Origin of the sequence: Amycolatopsis albispora, assembly GCF_003312875.1 — a bacterium.
Lineage (GTDB): Bacteria > Actinomycetota > Actinomycetes > Mycobacteriales > Pseudonocardiaceae > Amycolatopsis > Amycolatopsis albispora.
The window spans coordinates 8,993,951-9,010,519 of the sequence record NZ_CP015163.1; the positions used below are offsets into that span (position 1 = coordinate 8,993,951).

16 protein-coding genes are annotated in these 16,569 nt (G+C 71.2%); 11 read left to right on the top strand and 5 right to left on the bottom strand.

What is annotated here, in order from left to right; translation table 11 throughout:
* Positions 1 to 17 precede the first annotated feature (17 nt).
* Together A4R43_RS41870 and A4R43_RS41875 are read left to right on the top strand one after the other, a co-directional pair.
* On the top strand, positions 18 to 431 hold the full coding sequence (locus tag A4R43_RS41870; RefSeq protein ID WP_113697148.1) for a hypothetical protein: 414 nt from the start codon (positions 18 to 20) through the stop codon (positions 429 to 431).
* 79 nt (positions 432 to 510) lie between these two features.
* Positions 511 to 1,104, top strand: coding sequence for a DUF305 domain-containing protein (locus tag A4R43_RS41875; protein ID WP_113697149.1), 594 nt, complete (start codon positions 511 to 513; stop codon positions 1,102 to 1,104).
* Positions 1,105 to 1,169: 65 nt separating this feature from the next.
* On the opposite strand, the gene A4R43_RS41880 is transcribed toward A4R43_RS41875, so the two are convergent.
* Both A4R43_RS41880 and A4R43_RS41885 read right to left on the bottom strand, forming a co-directional pair.
* On the bottom strand, positions 1,170 to 2,126 hold the full coding sequence (locus A4R43_RS41880) for an EamA family transporter (RefSeq protein WP_113697150.1): 957 nt from the start codon (positions 2,124 to 2,126) through the stop codon (positions 1,170 to 1,172).
* Positions 2,127 to 2,198: 72 nt separating this feature from the next.
* A complete protein-coding gene (locus tag A4R43_RS41885) occupies positions 2,199 to 3,023 on the bottom strand; it encodes a lysophospholipid acyltransferase family protein (RefSeq protein ID WP_236808636.1) in 825 nt (274 codons plus the stop codon).
* 129 nt (positions 3,024 to 3,152) lie between these two features.
* Between A4R43_RS41885 and A4R43_RS41890 the strand changes: the two genes are divergently transcribed.
* Positions 3,153 to 5,645 carry an FtsK/SpoIIIE family DNA translocase gene (locus A4R43_RS41890; protein WP_113697151.1) on the top strand — a complete coding sequence of 831 codons (2,493 nt, stop codon included), beginning with the start codon at positions 3,153 to 3,155 and terminating at the stop codon, positions 5,643 to 5,645.
* A 19-nt stretch (positions 5,646 to 5,664) separates the two neighbouring features.
* Here A4R43_RS41890 and A4R43_RS41895 read toward each other — a convergent pair whose 3' ends face one another.
* Positions 5,665 to 6,138 carry a phospholipase gene (locus A4R43_RS41895; protein ID WP_113697152.1) on the bottom strand — a complete coding sequence of 158 codons (474 nt, stop codon included), beginning with the start codon at positions 6,136 to 6,138 and terminating at the stop codon, positions 5,665 to 5,667.
* 109 nt (positions 6,139 to 6,247) lie between these two features.
* Entirely contained in the window at positions 6,248 to 7,597 is a 1,350-nt protein-coding gene (locus A4R43_RS41900) for a peptide ABC transporter substrate-binding protein (protein ID WP_113697153.1), read from the bottom strand.
* Positions 7,598 to 7,685: 88 nt separating this feature from the next.
* Here A4R43_RS41900 and A4R43_RS41905 point away from each other — a divergent pair, with 88 nt between their 5' ends.
* Positions 7,686 to 8,996, top strand: a complete 1,311-nt coding sequence (locus A4R43_RS41905) for an LVIVD repeat-containing protein (RefSeq protein WP_113697154.1) — start codon at positions 7,686 to 7,688, stop codon at positions 8,994 to 8,996.
* On the opposite strand, the gene A4R43_RS41910 is transcribed toward A4R43_RS41905, so the two are convergent.
* Positions 8,989 to 9,507: an amino-acid N-acetyltransferase gene (locus tag A4R43_RS41910; protein WP_418190790.1), complete on the bottom strand. Its 519-nt coding sequence runs from the start codon at positions 9,505 to 9,507 to the stop codon at positions 8,989 to 8,991. The genes A4R43_RS41905 and A4R43_RS41910 overlap by 8 nt on opposite strands.
* A gap of 229 nt (positions 9,508 to 9,736) precedes the next feature.
* Here A4R43_RS41910 and rimO point away from each other — a divergent pair, with 229 nt between their 5' ends.
* From rimO to A4R43_RS41945, 7 genes are all read left to right on the top strand, one after another.
* Entirely contained in the window at positions 9,737 to 11,185 is a 1,449-nt protein-coding gene (gene rimO, locus A4R43_RS41915; protein WP_113697155.1) for a 30S ribosomal protein S12 methylthiotransferase RimO, read from the top strand.
* Positions 11,182 to 11,832 carry a CDP-diacylglycerol--glycerol-3-phosphate 3-phosphatidyltransferase gene (gene pgsA / locus A4R43_RS41920; protein ID WP_113697156.1) on the top strand — a complete coding sequence of 217 codons (651 nt, stop codon included), beginning with the start codon at positions 11,182 to 11,184 and terminating at the stop codon, positions 11,830 to 11,832. Before rimO ends, pgsA begins: the two co-directional genes overlap by 4 nt.
* The gene (locus A4R43_RS41925) at positions 11,829 to 12,299 is read left to right on the top strand and encodes a CinA family protein (protein ID WP_418190791.1); all 471 of its coding nucleotides are present in this window, start codon (positions 11,829 to 11,831) and stop codon (positions 12,297 to 12,299) included. The genes pgsA and A4R43_RS41925 overlap by 4 nt, the downstream gene beginning before the upstream one ends.
* 98 nt (positions 12,300 to 12,397) lie before the next feature.
* A complete protein-coding gene (locus A4R43_RS41930) occupies positions 12,398 to 12,850 on the top strand; it encodes a helix-turn-helix domain-containing protein (protein ID WP_113697157.1) in 453 nt (150 codons plus the stop codon).
* Positions 12,851 to 13,150: 300 nt separating this feature from the next.
* Complete coding sequence (locus A4R43_RS41935; protein ID WP_113697158.1) at positions 13,151 to 14,011, top strand: PspA/IM30 family protein; 861 nt, start codon at positions 13,151 to 13,153, stop codon at positions 14,009 to 14,011.
* A 28-nt stretch (positions 14,012 to 14,039) separates the two neighbouring features.
* Entirely contained in the window at positions 14,040 to 15,086 is a 1,047-nt protein-coding gene (pspM, locus tag A4R43_RS41940; protein ID WP_113697159.1) for a phage shock envelope stress response protein PspM, read from the top strand.
* A gap of 195 nt (positions 15,087 to 15,281) precedes the next feature.
* Entirely contained in the window at positions 15,282 to 16,544 is a 1,263-nt protein-coding gene (locus A4R43_RS41945) for an allophanate hydrolase-related protein (protein ID WP_162788793.1), read from the top strand.
* The last annotated feature ends 25 nt before the right edge of the window (positions 16,545 to 16,569 follow it).

Consider the following 16,569-nt stretch of genomic DNA (forward strand, 5'->3'; position numbering starts at 1 on the left):
CCAGCCCAGGAGGCGGTATGGGATTTGGCGCACCTCCGGTTCGGCGGCTGCCGGTCCTGCTGACGGCCGCCGTTGTGGTGGTGGCCGGGATTTCCTGGGGTGCGGTGGTTTTGTGCGCGCCCGCGCGGGTTGCGCCGAACACGGTCGCGGCGGCGCCCGAGTTGTTCCGCCGGTTGCCGTCGGCCGATGCGCAGCAGACGCTGACCGCGTTCCCCGCCACCGAGAACTCCGTGCTCACTCGATTGGGTGGCTTCGCGGATCCGAAACGGCCGCTGCAGCTGATCGGCATCGGCGTCGGACCCGACATCGACGTGGCCGAACTGCGGGAAATCACCGCGGCGACCGGGGGACAGGCGTTCACCACCCCGGATTCGGGGCAGATCAACCAGGTCTTCCACGCGGCGCTGAGCAAGCTCGCCTGCTGTGCCTGACCCGGTGTGCGCGCGGTCGTCACGTTCTGCGAATCTAGGCGCCGTCACCCGATTCTTCCGTTTCCACGAGGAGCTTCGCATGTTCCGCTTCCCCCGACGGCCGGTCCTGGCCGTCGCCGGTATGACCACGGCGCTGGTGCTCGCCGGTTGTTCCGGAGAGGACGCCGCGCCCGAGCCGGCCCCGCAGGCGCCGCCGGCGGCCGCGGCCGGGCCGCAGGTGTCCGGGGAGTTCAACGAGGCCGACGTGGCCTTCGCGACCGAGATGATCCCGCACCACCAGCAGGCCGTGGACATGGCGGCGATGGCGGTGGAGAAGTCGGGGAACGAGAAGGTCAAGGCGCTGGCGCTGAAGATCCGGGACGCGCAGGACGCGGAGATGGCGCAGCTTTCGGGCATGCTCGAGGTGTGGGGGCAGCAGCCGCCGGAGGACCCCGGCCTGGACCACGGCGGGCACGCGGGCATGCTCACCGACGCCGACATGATGGCGCTGGAATCGGCCAGTGGCGCGGAGTTCGACGCCAAGTTCGTCGAGCTGATGACGCGGCACCACGAGGGCGCGGTGAAGGTGGCCGACGCCGAGAAGGCGAACGGGAAGAACCCGCAGGCGAAGGAACTCGCCGGCCGGATCAGCCAGGACCAGCAGGCCGAGCTCGCCGAGCTGAAGTCGTTCTGACGCGCTGAACACGAATGTGGCTTTCGGGGCGGAAAATGCCCCGAAAGCCACATTCGTGTCCGGGGTCAGGCAGGGGCGGCGCCGCCGGGGGTTTTGCCAGGGGAGTTCAGCTGCACGATCAGCGCCCCGCCCAGCAGGATGGCGGCGCCCAGCAGCTGCACCCAGCTCAGCGCCTCACCGAGCAGCACCCACGCCAGCCCCGCGGCGAGCAGCGGTTCGCACAGCCCCAGCACGCTCGCCACCGGCGCCGGCAGGTGCCGCAGCGAGGAAATCCCCGCCAGGTAGGCAAAAACCGTGGACACCAGCACCAGTGCGACCAGCAGCGCCCAGATCGGCGGCTGCCACGGGCCGAACCGCGCGGGCGCGGTCAGCAGCGAAGCGGGAATGGTCCACGGCGGCGCCACCAGGCACACCGCCACCGCGCCGACGATCATGCCCCAGGTGACCAGGCCCAGCGGGTGCCGGTCGGCCACCGCGCGTTCCCCGAGCAGGAAGTACGCCGCCGAGCAGATCGCCGCGCCGACCCCGGCGAGCAGGCCGAAGGTGTCCAGCCGCAGTCCTTCCCACGCCTGCGCCACCATGGCGAGCCCGATCATCGCCAGCGCGATCCCGCCCCACATCACCCCGGGCAGCCGCACCCGCCGCACGAACCGCACCCACAGCGCGATCAGCACCGGCGAGGTGAACTCCAGCAGGATCGCCACGCCCACCGGGATCCGGCTGGCCGAAATGAAGTAACACAGCTGCACCCCGGCCACGCCGAGCAGGCCGTACCCGAGCAGCAGCGGCCACTCCGCGGCACGCACCCGCAGCAGCGACGGCCGCGCGATGGCCACCCCGGCGGCCAGCACTAGCGCGGCCAGCCCGATCCGCGCCGCGGCCACCTGCTCCGGGCTCAGCCCGGCCAGCATCACCGGCTTGCCCAGCGCCCCGGAACTGCTGAAGAACAACGCCGCGACCAGGATCAGCACCGTGCCGCGGCCCCGGTGGACGGGCAGGCGGGAACGCACCTCGGTGACCATGGCCCGGACGATACGGCCCGGCACCGACCATCCGGAAGGTGTTTTTCGTAACTGCCTAAGGCGCCTGGCTGGTTACGGCTTCCACGGGCTCACGGTGTCGGTCGGCCGGGTCGGGTCGTGGAACCTCGGCGCGTCCATCTCGCCACGCCGCAGCGGAACCAGCCCGTCGGTGATCGCGCGCATGATCTTCGCGTGCGCGCGCACGCCCGCGCCCGGCCGCTCCGGCTCGATGTCGGACAGGTCGACCGGCTCGCCGAAGTGCACCCGGAACACCGGCCGCCGCAGCGGCGCGGTCAGCCCCGACTTCGCCAGCGGCACGATGTCGGCGGGCCCGGTCACCGTCTCGGTGCCCCAGTACACCGCCTCGTGCGCGCCCCACTGGCTGATCGGGATCACCGGCACCCCCGCGGCGATCGCCAGCCTGGCCGCGCCGGACTTGCCGCGTTCCGGCCACAGGCCGGGATCGTGGCTGATGCGGCCCTCGGGGTAGACGATGATCGGCGCGCGCGTGGTGCGCATCGCCTCGACCGCTTCGCCGAACTGGGTCAGCGCCGATTCGGACTTGCCGCGGTCGACCCGCAGGTGCCCGCTGGCCTTGAGCGCCGGGCCGATCACCGGGGCGTCCAGGATGCCGCCCGCCAGCATGAACCGGGGCGCGATGCCGATCTTGCGGCACGCGGCCATCAGCACGAACGGGTCGAACACGCCGATGTGGTTGGCGGCCATCAGCAGCGGCCGGTCACGCAGGCCGGCGGGCACCTGACCGGTGATCCGCAGCCGGCCGACCAGGTTGACCAGGCGGTGGTCGATGGCGAGCATGGTGCGCCAGATCGCCGGGGCGGGGACCCGGCGATTCCCCCGGAGCCGCCCGTTCTCGTCGCGGTGGAGAGCGAACATGGGCCAGAGCATGTCACGGTCGGTTTTCACCCGGTTTGGGGACCGGCCGATCGGTAACGTGAGAAATGTTCCCCGTGTGCTGCGAGTGGCAGATGTGACTGGACGGGACCGAGGGTTACCGTGGAACCCATGGCAGGTGGGTCGGCAACCAAGGGACGGAGCTCGGGTCGCGGTGGCAAGGCTCCCGCGCGGAACTCGGGCGGCGCGAGCCGCTCGCGTGCGACGGCCAAGCGACCGCCGGCACGCAAGCCCGCCCCGCGCCGCAAGTCCGGCGGCGGCTTCGGCCGTGCCGTGCGCGGCGGGTGGAACCTGCTGGCCAAGGGCGTCGGCTCGCTGGCCAGGACGGTCGGCCGCAGCCGCGACCTGGAGCCGGAGCACCGCCGGGACGGGCTCGCGCTCGCGCTGATCGGGCTGGCCATCGTGATCGCGGTCGGCGTCTGGTGGCAGGCGGCCGGTCCGGTCGGTGCCTGGGTGCAGATCGGCGCGCGCACGGTGTTCGGCGCCGGTTCGGTGACCCTGCCGCTGGTGCTCACCGTGGCCGCGGTCGCGCTGATGCGCTCGGAACCCGAGCCGGAGACGCGCCCGCGCCGGGTGATCGGCGCGCTGCTGATGATCTTCGCCGTGCTCGGCCTCCTGCACCTGTTCAACGCGCTGCCCTCGGCGAACGTGGACCGGATGTACGCCGGTGGTTTCCTCGGGTACCTCTCCGGCGGCCTGCTCGCGGCCGGGGTGACCACCTGGGTGGCCGTCCCGCTGCTGGTGCTGGCGCTGGGCTTCGGCGTGCTGGTGTTCACCGGCACCCCGGTGCGGCAGATCCCGCAGCGCCTGCGCGAGTGGGGCATGGACCCCGAGGAGCTGGAGGAGGAGCAGGCGCACCGCGAGGCCCGCGCCGAGCGCAAGGCACGCGAAGCGGCCGAGATCACCGAGGCGGATCCGAAGGCGGTCCGGCTGCGCAAGCCGTCGCGGCGGCGCCAGTCCACCGCGTCGGAGGAGAAGGACCCGCAGCTCGAGCTGCCGGTGGACGAGCCGCTGCCGCCCCCGCCGCCGAAGGTCAAGGCGGCCGAGGTGCCGGAGAAGAAGGCCCGCAAGGCCGAGCCCGCCGAGGCACCGATGGCGGTGACCCGCACGGTCGAGGGCGACTACCAGCTCCCGTCGGCGGACCTGCTCACCCTCGGCGACGCGCCGAAGTCCCGCAGCAAGGCCAACGACGTGATGATCGAGTCGATCTCCGGCGTGCTCGAGCAGTTCAACGTCGACGCCCAGGTCACCGGCTTCACCCGCGGCCCGACGGTGACCCGCTACGAGGTCGAGCTGGGTCCCGGCGTGAAGGTCGAGAAGATCACCGCGCTGACCAAGAACATCGCCTACGCCGCGGCCACGGACAACGTGCGGCTGCTGGCGCCGATCCCGGGCAAGTCCGCGGTCGGCATCGAGGTGCCCAACTCCGACCGCGAGATGGTGCGCCTCGGTGACGTGCTGCGCTCGCCGAAGGCGGTCAAGGACAACCACCCGATGGTGATCGGGCTGGGCAAGGACATCGAGGGCCACTTCGTCACCGCGAACCTGACGAAGATGCCGCACCTGCTGGTGGCCGGGTCCACCGGTTCCGGTAAGTCGAGCTTCGTCAACTCGATGCTGGTCTCGCTGCTGGCGCGGGCCACACCGGACGAGTGCCGGATGATCCTGATCGACCCGAAGATGGTCGAGCTGACCCCGTACGAGGGCATCCCGCACCTGATCACGCCCATCATCACCCAGCCGAAGAAGGCCGCCGCGGCGCTGGCCTGGCTGGTGGAGGAGATGGAGCAGCGCTACCAGGACATGCAGGCCAACCGGGTGCGCCACATCGACGACTTCAACAAGAAGGTCAAGTCCGGCGAGATCACCGCGCCGCCCGGCAGCGAGCGGGTCTACGCGCCGTACCCGTACATCATGGCCATCGTCGACGAGCTGGCCGACCTGATGATGACCGCGCCGCGTGACGTGGAGGACGCGATCGTCCGGATCACCCAGAAGGCGCGTGCCGCCGGGATCCACCTGGTGCTGGCCACGCAGCGGCCGTCGGTGGACGTGGTGACCGGCCTGATCAAAACGAACGTGCCCTCGCGGCTGGCCTTCGCGACCTCGTCGCTGACCGACTCGCGGGTCATCCTGGACCAGCCGGGCGCGGAGAAGCTGATCGGCATGGGTGACGCGCTGTACCTGCCGATGGGCGCCGGGAAGCCGGTCCGCGTGCAGGGCGCGTTCGTCGGCGACGACGAGATCTCGGCGATCGTGAACTTCGCCAAGGAGCAGGCGCAGCCCGAGTACAACGAGGGCGTCACCGCGGCGAAGGCGGGCGAGGCGAAGGAGATCGACCCGGACATCGGCGACGACCTCGACGTGCTGCTGCAGGCGGCGGAGCTGGTGGTCACCTCGCAGTTCGGCTCGACCTCGATGCTGCAGCGGAAGCTGCGGGTCGGCTTCGCGAAGGCGGGCAGGCTGATGGACCTGCTGGAGTCGCGCGGGGTGGTCGGCCCGTCGGAGGGCTCGAAGGCGCGTGACGTGCTGATCAAGCCGGACGAGCTGGAGTCGGTGCTGTACCTGATCCGGGGCGGTGGCCCGGCCGGGGACGACGAGTAGCCCCCGGCCGGATCCCGCGTCAGCTGGCGCCGAACTGCCGCACGGCCTGGTAGTAGGTCCAGGCGGCCGCGTTGCACGCGCCGGCGCCGTTGCAGATGTCCTTCATGTCGTCGTAGAAGTTGTTGTCGATCCGCAGGCGGTTGCTGTCGGTGAACCGGCTCTGCCGCTTGTAGTTGCGGTAGCCGAAGTCGTGCCGCCAGCAGGCCTGCGTGAAGTTGTACCCCAGTGGCTTGTCGGGCGACCACGAGCAGGCGTCGGTCGACCAGTCCAGGTCGTTCGGGTAGTTGCCGCGGACGCTGACGAAGCCCGGCAGCGACTTGCTGAACAGGTAGTCGTCGGTCACCGCCCGCACGTCGATGGCCTGCGCGGTGCCCGCGCCGAGCACCAGGCTCCCGGCCACGGCGGTGGTCACGGTGAGCTTGCGCAGGAGGCCGCGAACTCGTCCGCGTGGTCTGCGGCGGGTGGCTGGCTCGGGCAGGGCGGTCACGGTCATCGCTGGCTCCCTCGCTGTGATCTCTCGACAGGGTGAGCACAGCATTCGGTAAGCGCTCACCAGCCGCCACCACCTTGCGTAGGAAACTCAGTGAATTCCTTCCAAAGGTTCAGTTCTGGATCGAAACCGCGGCCAGCTCGACGCCGCCGAACGGCCGTGCCGCCGCGTTTTTCACCCGTGACGACCACACCGCGTGCCCGTGCCCGGTCCAGATCGGCGCGGCGGGCAGGTCGCGGAGCAGCTGGTTCTCGACCAGCCGGTACCGCTGAGCGCGTTCTTCCTCGCCGGTCGCCGAGGAAGCCGCGGCGACCAGATCACCGAAGCCCGCGCCCGCGTATCCGGTCGCGGTGGTCAGCGCGGCGACCGTCTCACCCGGGGTCGCGGCTTGAACGGTGATCGCGAGCGGTCCGTCGAGCGTGCCTTCGTGCCGTGGTTTCGCGTGCACCGGAATGCCGAGCGTGCCCTGGATCTGCTCGGCGAGCGCACGGGCCCACGCTTCGTCCGCGGGTTCGAAGTAGAGGTTCACGTCACCGCTGAGCCCGCCTTGCCCGGCGAAGGCCTTGGCAGCGGCCGGATCGTGGGTGCACGGGCGGCAGGTGGCCGAGCGGTCACCGGGCAGGGCGCCCTTCGCCGGGTCCGCCTGGTCACCGAGCGGTCCTTTCGCCAGTGCCGCGCGATCGGCGGCCATGGCGAAGGCGTAACGCACCGCCGCGTCCTCGAACCGCTTGTCCCCCAAGGGGAACACCAGGTACCCGGCGGAGGGCAGCGGCCACATCGTGTGCCGGTCGGCAAAATCGGCGTGCATCGCGTCGTGCCGGTCGCCGGGCACTTCGGTGGCGAGGTCGAGCGTGCCCGCCTTCACCGCGTCGTAGTGCGCTCTCGGATCACCAACGCGCAGTTCGATTTCCCGGGGATTTCCGTTGTCGCGCAGGAGTTTCGCGCCCTTGCCGGGTTCCCAGGGAGCGGCGAGCCGGTAGGGCCCGTTGCCGATGGGGTGCCGGGAGAAACCCGCCCAGTCGCGGGAGGTGAGCACGGATTCGGGCAGCGGCAGGAACGCCGGGGCGGTCAGCTTCGCCGGGATTTCCGCGGCCGGGCGGTCGAGCACGATCCGCACGGTCGACTCGTCCACCGCGGTGATTTCCTTGGCACCCAGCGAACCGCCGGTCAGCCGCCAGGTGTCCACATAGGACTTCGCGGTGACCGGTGTGCCGTCGTGGAACCGGCTCGCCGGTGGTTTCACCGTCCAGGTGAGCAGATCCGGGCTGGTGGCCGCCTCGGGCGGCAACGGCGTCCACAACGCGGAAACGACCGTCCGCCCGGCTTGGTCGCGGACCTCGGCGGGCACCAGGCTGGCCGGTTCGCCGACACCGACGGTGAGCACGTCCGGTGACGGCGGCTCGGCGGCCGGGGTGCACGCGGCCAGCGCGACGGCGGCGAGGAGCGGGGGCAGCAGGCGCATGGAGTCTGTCTAGCACCAACGGAAGGCGGTTGTATCCGGTGAATCCGGCGCCATACAGTACCCAGGGCTGTTCACTGGGAGGTTGGCGATGCTCCGCTCGTGTCTGACCCTGGTGGCGGTGGTCGCCACCGCCGTGGTCACCGCCCTGCCCGCCGGCGCCTGCGGTGAGGAGGACGGGCCGGAACCGAAGGCCGCGCCCGCCGCCGGTGCGCCCGGCGCGGTGAAGAACGTCGAAGCGGTCGGCAACGTGCCGGACGCCCAGGGCGCCATCGCGCTGGAGTTCCTCGACTACCACGGCCGGGACGTCATGGTGGTCTCCGGCGAGTTCGGCCTGAAGACCTACGACCTGGCCAAGCCCACCGCGCCGAAGTTGATCGGCGAGCTGAGCCTGCCCGGCCTGTGGGAGACCGAGAACACCGAGGTCGACCGCAAGCGCAAGCTGGTCTTCCTGGCCAGGGACCCGCGCGCGTTCGGCGGGAACACCCAGACCGGCGAGTCCGGCATCTACGTGGTCGACGTGGCCAATCCCGAGAAGCCTGTGGTGCGCAGCTACGTGCAGGTGCCGGCCGGGCACACCACCAGCTGCGTCGAGGACTGCCGCTACCTGTGGACCGGCGGCCCGGCGAAGGCGGCCAACCAGCCCGCCGACTGGGGTGGCCGCCCCATCTGGGTGACCGACGTGCGGAACCCGGCCAAGCCGAAGGTCCACCCCGAGCCGATCGAGCTGGCCCGCAACGACGGCAAGACCGACTACGTGCACGACGTGCAGGTCGACCAGACCGGCGTCGCGTGGGTGTCCGGCCGCGGTGGTGTGCGCGGCTACTGGACCGGCGGCTGGCACCACGACCCGGTGCAGGGCAAGTGGCGCAAGGCCACGCCGATCGCGCCGGTGCCGTACGCGGGTGGTGGCGTCGAGGAGACCGCCGCGCCGTCGAAGTTCATGCACAACAGCCTGCGCCCGATCGAGCAGGGCCCGTGGGGGCGGAACGACCTGCTCTACGCGGTCGAGGAGAGCTTTCTCGACGGGTGCGCGGGCGACGGTGTGCTGGTGATCTCCTCGCTGGAGGGCTCCTACGAGGGCCAGGGCTGGCGGTCCACGCCGGAGAACCCGTTCCGGATGAAGACGGTCGGCACCTGGAGCGTGGCCGGGCAGGAGGGCAGCGACCCGTCCTCGGAGGACTGCTCGGCGCACTACTTCGACAAGCGCGGTGACATCCTGGTGCAGTCGTTCTACGCCCAGGGCACCCGCTTCCTCGACGTCAGCGACCCGACGGACCCGAAGCAGATCGCCTACCACCGGCCTGCCGACGCCGCGTCGTGGGCGCCGTACTGGCACAAGGGCCTGGTCTACGTCGCCGACAACACCCGGGGCGTGGACATCCTGAAGCTCGCTAGGTGAGCTCCAGCAGCATCCGCGTGTTGCCGAGCGTGTTCGGTTTCACAAAAGGAAGGTCGAGGAACTCCGCCACCCCGGGGTCCACCGAGCGGCGCATCTCCTCGTAGACCTCCTGCGACACCGGCGCGCCGTCGATCTCGCGGAAGCCGTGACCGGCGAAGAACGAGGTTTCGAAGGTCAGCACGAACAGGCGGCGCAGGCCCAGGTCCACCGCGTGCTGGATGAGCCGGGCGACCAGCGCGTGCCCGATGCCCTTGCCGCGGGCGCGCTTGCCCACCACGATCGTGCGAAGCTCGGCCAGGTCCTCCCACAGCACGTGCAGCGCGCCGGCACCGACCACCTCCCCGTCCACTTCGGTCACCCAGAACTCCTGCACGCTCTCGTACAGGGTGACCAGGTCCTTCTCCAGCAGCACCCGGCCGGCGTCGGCGTCCACCAGCTCCTTGATCCGGCGGACGTCGGCGATCAGGGCACGGCGGACGAGGACCTGGTCCGCTTCACGCTTGATTGGCACGCCCGCAAACCTAGCTTGACGTTTGACCTGTTCGGCCGCGCGCTCCACCAGGGCGAGCCCCTGTTGATGTCACGAATGTGGCTTTCGAGACGTTTCGCGTCTCGAAAGCCACATTCGTGACATCAGCCCGCATGATCACCACGGCCGCCTGGACGCGAGGAGCGCGAGCACGCGAGCCGGACCGTGCCTAGGACCGGCGCGCCGAGCGACGGCGGTTACGCTGATCCTCGTGCCTTCTTCCACCACGAACGCGTCATCCAGCCCGCGGCGGGTCTCGCTGCTGACCCTCGGGTGTGCCCGCAACGAGGTCGACTCCGAGGAGCTGGCCGGCCGGTTGGCGGCCGGTGGCTGGGAGCTGGCCGAGGAGCCGGAGGGCTCCGACGTGATCGTGGTGAACACCTGCGGCTTCGTCGAGCAGGCCAAGAAGGACTCGGTGGACACCCTGCTCGCCGCCGCCGACACCGGCGCCAAGGTGGTCGCGGTCGGCTGCATGGCCGAGCGGTACGGCGCCGAGCTGGCCGAGAGCCTGCCCGAGGCCGACGCGGTGCTCGGCTTCGACCACTACCCGGACCTGGCCGAGCGGCTCGGTGACATCGTCTCCGGCCACGCCGTGCCGTCCCACGTGCCGACCGACCGCCGCAACCTGCTGCCGATCAGCCCGGTCCAGCGCCCGGCCGCGGCCCAGGAGGTCGCGCTGCCCGGTCACGCCCAGGAGGGCTGGGGCCCGCGCGTGCTGCGCACCCGGCTGGACGACTCGCCGGTGGCCGCGCTGAAGATCGCCTCCGGTTGCGACCGCCGCTGTTCGTTCTGCGCGATCCCGTCCTTCCGCGGCTCGTTCGTCTCGCGCCGCCCGGACGAGCTGGTCGCCGAGGCGCGCTGGCTGGCCGAGCGGGGCGTCAAGGAGCTGTTCCTGGTCAGCGAGAACTCCACCTCCTACGGCAAGGACTTCGGCCGCGAGTTCGGCGGCACCAGGGCGCTGGAGCTGCTGCTGCCGCAGCTGGCCGAGATCGACGGCATCGAGCGCGTGCGCGTGTCCTACCTGCAGCCCGCCGAGACCCGTCCCGGCCTGGTGCGGGCCATCGCCACCACCCCGGGCGTGGCCACCTACTTCGACCTGTCGTTCCAGCACTCCAGCGAGACCGTGCTGCGCCGGATGCGCCGGTTCGGCTCCACCGACTCGTTCCTCGCGCTGATCGAGCAGATCCGCGAGTACGCGCCGGACGCGGGCATCCGCACGAACGTGATCGTCGGCTTCCCCGGCGAGACCGAGGCCGACGTGGCCGAGCTGGAGCGGTTCCTGATCGGCGCGCGGATGGACGCGGTCGGCGTGTTCGGGTACTCCGACGAGGACGGCACCGAGGCGGAGACCTTCGACGGCAAGCTCGACGAGGAGACCGTCGCCAAGCGGGTCGCGCGCATTTCGGCGCTGGTCGAGGAACTGACCACGCAGCGTGCCGAAGAGCGCATCGGGGACCTCGTGGACGTCCTGATCGAGTCGGTCGAGGAAGGCCCAGGCGGCGAGGTGACCGGCCGTGCCGCCCACCAGGCGCCCGAGGTCGACGGTGAGTGCGTGCTCGTCGACGCCGGTGACCGCGAGGTCGGGGAGTTGGTGCGCTGCGAGGTGACCGACTCCGCCGGAGTGGACCTGATCGTGCGTCCGGTGGGCGCGGACCGGTGAGTGCCGCACCCAGCGAACCGGCGGAGGGCGAAACCGGCCCGCCGCGACCACGGTCGGCGGAACTGCCCGAGCCGACGCCGGTACCCACGCTCAACGTGGCGAACCTGCTCACGCTGTCCCGGCTGGTGCTGGTGCCGTTGTTCGTCGCCGCGTTGTTCGCCGGCGACGGCACCGACACCTTCTGGCGCGCGGTGGCGACCGCGTTGTTCGCCGTGGCCTCGTTCACCGACCAGGTGGACGGCTGGGTGGCCCGCAAGTACGGGCTGATCACCGACTTCGGCAAGATCGCCGACCCGATCGCGGACAAGGCGCTGATCGGCGCGGCGCTGGTCGGGCTGAGCCTGCTCGGCGAGCTGGGCTGGTGGGTGACCATCGTGATCGCCGTCCGTGAGATCGGCGTCACACTGCTGCGGTTCTGGGTGATCCGGCACGGGGTGATCCCGGCCAGCCGCGGCGGCAAGGCGAAGACGATGGCGCAGATCGCCGCGCTGACGGTCTACCTGCTGCCGCTGCCGTCGTCGGTGGACTTCATCGGCTGGGTGCTGATGGGCGTGGCGCTGGTGCTCACCGTGGTCACCGGGATCGACTACCTGGTCCGCGCGCTGAAGCTGCGCGCGCTCGGCGACCGGACCGGCTCCTCGTCATGACGGCGATGAACGCGCACGAGGTGGTCGCCGCGCTGATCCGGCGTGGTGAGACGGTCGCCACCGCCGAGTCGCTGACCGCGGGGCTGGTCTGCGCGGCGCTGACCGAGGTCCCCGGCTCGAGTGAGGTGGTGCGCGGCGGGCTCGTCGTTTACGCCACCGACCTGAAAGCCACTCTGGCCGGGGTCGACCCGGACTTGCTCGCCGCTCGGGGCGCGGTCGATCCGGAGGTGGCCGCGCAGCTGGCCGCCGGGGCGCGAACACGCTGCGGAGCCGACTGGGGCCTCGGCCTGACCGGGGTGGCCGGCCCGGCGGGGCAGGACGGTGTTTCCCCTGGCACAGTGCACGTCGGGCTGGCGGGACCGGCTGGTTCGATCACCCGTGAGCTGCGGATTCCCGGCGATCGGGCGGCCGTGCGGGCCGGTTCGGTGGCGGCCGCGCTGGCCCTGCTGGGGGAACAAACAACCTGAAATCGGCGTTCGCCCTTGGCGTACGTACGGGTGTACTGATGCTATCCACCGAGTTCTCTGGGTAACGTGGACACAGATCGATGGAAGGGAGGCGCGCGATGACCGTGCTGTTGCGTGAGGCGATCGGTGATCGGCTCCGTCATGCCCGCACCAACCAGCGGCGAACGCTGCGCGACATCTCCCGCGCCGCCAAAGTCAGCCTGGGCTACCTGTCCGAGGTCGAACGGGGGCAGAAAGAGGCTTCCAGCGAGCTGCTCGCCTCGATCTGCGAGGCGCTCGAGCTGCCGCTGAGCGAACTCCTGCACAAGGTCGCCGCCGACGTGTCCGCGCTGGACAAGGTGGAGGAGACCCTCGAGGGCTCCGAGCGCGGTGGCGCCAAGGCCAAGCCGGTGGAGACCGCCTCCGCCGAGCGTGGTTTCGAGGGTGGCCGCCCGGTGCCCGAGGTGATCGGTAACGATCTGGCCGATCTGCGGCTCTCGCCGCCGCGCATGTCGACCACGCTGCGTACCACCATCACCACCCCGGAACTGGCCGCGATCGTGGCCGCCTGAGCACCGGGGAGCTTTGCCGCCCAACGCCGGAAAGCGGGGCAGTGCTCGCGTGCACGCGCGGGCGCTGCCCCGTTTCCGTGTTCGGGCTGGTCGCTCTCGGTAGGGGCCATCCCTGAATTACCCCGGGGTCGCCTGGAACGACGGCGGTCAACCTGACACGATGGAACCCAACGCCGGGTACGGAACGTTGCCTATTCGGATCGATCGCCCGCCAGGTATGGGGGAGGGCCGGTTCGACCAACGGGCGCGCCGCGCACCCGGTGACAGGACCAGTGGGACGCAAGAAGGCAGGCGGAGGAGATGGCCAACCCTTTCGTGAAGTTCTGGAAGTACCTGATGGCGTCGTTCTCGTCGAAGGTCGACGAGCACGCTGACCCCAAGGTGCAGATCCAGCAGGCCATCGAGGAGGCGCAACGCCAGCACCAGGCGCTCTCCCAGCAGGCCGCTTCGGTGATCGGCAACCAGCGCCAGCTGGAGATGAAGCTGAACCGCCAGCTCGGCGAGGTGGAGAAGCTCCAGGCGTCCACCCGGCAGGCGCTCGTGCTCGCCGACGAGGCCCGCGCCAAGGGCGACGAGCAGAAGGCGCAGGAGTTCGAGACCGCGGCCGAGGGCTTCGCGGCCCAGCTGGTCACCGCCGAGCAGAGCATCGAGGACCTGAAGACCCTGCACGACCAGTCGCTGCAGGCCGCCGCCCAGGCGAAGCAGGCCGTCGAGCGCAACGCCAGCATGCTGCAGCAGAAGCTGGCCGAGCGCACCAAGCTGCTCTCGCAGCTGGAGCAGGCGAAGATGCAGGAGCAGGTCTCCGCCTCGCTGAACCAGATGTCGCAGCTGGCCGCGCCGGGCAACACGCCCTCGCTGGAGGACGTGCGCGAGAAGATCGAGAAGCGCTACACCACCGCGCTGGGCTCGGCCGAGCTGGCGCAGAACTCGGTGCAGGGGCGCATGCTGGAGGTGCAGCACTCGACCACGCAGCTGGCCGGGCACTCGCGCCTGGAACAGATCCGCGCCTCGATGAAGGGCGACTCGGTGGCCCAGGTGACCAGCGGTTCCCAGACCGCCGCCGCGGCCAAGGAGCAGGCCAACGCGGCCAAGACCAGCGCGAGCATCCAGCAGGAGATCCAGCAGCGGGTCCAGGCCGAGCAGCAGAAGAACCAGGCCTGAGGTCCGCCTAGGCCGCAGGGGAGTGGTGATGGGGTCGGGTAAGCGGGATTTCGGCGAGCTCAGCGCGAAGCTGGAGAAGCACATCGAACGCTTGCCCGACTACGCCCAGCGCGCGCAGGAGAAGCTGCAGAAGTACCTGCCGCCCAACGCGGATGGCGCTGGGAACACCGCCGCGAAGCCGGACGGGCAGCGGGATTCGCAGGTCTACCGCAAGGTGTACCCGAAGCAGCCGGGCACGCCGCCGGAGAAGCCGGGCACGTCGTCGGAGAAGCCGTCGCTGCCGGTGCCGAAGCTGCCCAACCTGCCCGACTTCGCCTCGATGGCCTCGGCCCCCGCGGTCGACGGCCTCAAGGCGAAGTGGGTCCAGTGGAACGAGCCCGCCGCCAAGCTGGAACGGCGCAAGCGGCGGGCGTCCAGGGCCGCCACGCTGTGGCTGGTGCTGGCCCTGATCAGCGTGCTGGTGGTGGCGGCGGGCTTTGTCGCCGCGGCTTCGGCCACCGCCGCGCTGATGACCCCGCCGGTGCTCGGCGGTGCCGCCGGGGTGATCGCGTTCAGCACGCTCGGTGTGCGGTCGGCGAGCCGGTTGCGGCAGCTGAACAAGATGGAGGTGCCGGCGAGCACGGCACCGCCGCCCCTGCCACCGTCGGGTTCGGCGGCCCGCCGCCCGATGGAGCGGCTGGCCGAGTCGGAGGCCTCGCTGCGTGAGCTGCTGCGGCAGCTGGCCGTGCCGAGCACCACCGGGGTCACCGCGGTGCCCGAGGTGTCCGTCGAGGACGCTCGCAACACCGCCGACGAGGCCGCGAAGAGCCTGCGCGGGCTGGCCGCGCGGATCCAGGCCATCGAACGCGCCCGCAACGCCGCCCCGCAGGGGGAACGGGCCGCGCTGGACGGCGCCATCCGCACCCTGGCCGAGCAGCTCGACGACGGGCTGGAGGGCTACGGCGCGCTGGTCGCCGCCGCCGGGCGCACGGTCGCCGCGAGCAGTGACGGCATCGGCACCTCGAAGGAAGCCCTCACCGACGCCACCGACCGCCTGGCCGGTCTCGCGATCGCCCTGCGTGAGCTGGGTTCTTGAATCTAGCCGTCCTAAGTGGACAGGTATGGACACGGTGTGCGCGCGGTGTCAGTCTGTGACTGAGCGAAACACGTACGTAACCGAATGGACGTTTCCGTCGCAATCGCCGTTGCCTACCGTTTTCCTCATGTCCACATCCATTCCGGAGGCACCAGTGCGCTGATCGCGGGTCCCCACGAGGAAAGGACGGCGGCTGTGAACACACTTCCTCCCGAACCGGAGCCGGTACCCACGGCACCGCCGAGTGCTTTCCAGCGGGTGATCTCCGCCTACGAGCGCCTCACCGAAACCGATCGCGCGGGTGACTGGGAAACCCTGCGTGCCGAAGAGGACGTCCTGGTCGAGGCCAAGGCCATCGACGAACGGGTGCGCGCGGGTGAGGACCTGCCGCTGGCCGGGCAGCTGCTCGCCGCCGGGGCGGGCACGGCGATCGCCGGACTGCCGGGTGACACCGGACTCGCCGAGGTCAGCACGGTCGCCGTGCAACGGCTGACGCAGGCCGGAGCGGTGGTGCTCGGCCGGGCCGGGAAGGACTCGGTGCCGGCCGTGGTGGTTTCCGGGGCCGCCGACCTGGGCGTGGAGAGCGGGATCCCGCGCCGGGAGGCCGCGTTCGCGCTGCAGGCCACGCCGGGGCTGATCCCGGACACACCGGTGCTCTACGCCCGCGAGCTGACCGCGGCCCGGCTGGCCATGGGCGTGGCCACCGCGGCCGATGCCTGGCCCGCGTCGTTCCGGCTGTCGGCCGGGGACCACCCGCGCGTGGCGGTGCCGGGGGTGGCCGAGCTGGCGCCGCTGCCGGTCGGGCTCCGGCGGTCGTTCGACGCGGTGGTGGCCGCCTGCGCCGCCTCCGGCATGCGCATCAGGTCCTTCGGTGAGCCGTTCGACGTGCTGCTCACCCCGGCCACCCTGGACCTGGCCGGGCCGGGGGTGCCGACGGTGTCGGTGCCGCTGGGCGAGGTCGGCGGTGAGCCGTTCGGCATCACTCTGGCCACCGCGCCCTACGAGGAGCAGCTGGCGCTGGACCTGGCCGCGCTGCTCACCGCGGCGCCCGCCGGTGAGCCGTACGCGGCCGCCAGCGTGGAGTTCGCGGTGTTCGGGGAGCAGGTTCGCGGGCGCCCGCTGAGCGCGTGGCTGGCGGAGCTGGGCGCGCGGTACGCCGGGGACGTGCTCACCGCGTCGCACTACCGGATGGTGCTGCTGGCCGGTCCCGAAGCCGGGGTGGTGCCGGGCGCGCAGTCGCTGTCCGGGGAGCGCTGGCGCATCTCACCGGCCGGGTTCGAGCAGCTGCGCGACGGGCTGAGCGCGCCGCTGCGGATCACCTCGGTGCGGCTGGAGAACGGGGTGTCGCTGCCCGCGATCACCTGCGACCCGATGGCCGAGAGCACCGAGCTGACCTTCTACCGGGACTGGCGCGCCTACCTGCGGCACCTGAGCACCGCCGGCCCGAGGTCGGCCTAGCCCGGCTCGCCTGCTCCGCCCCCGC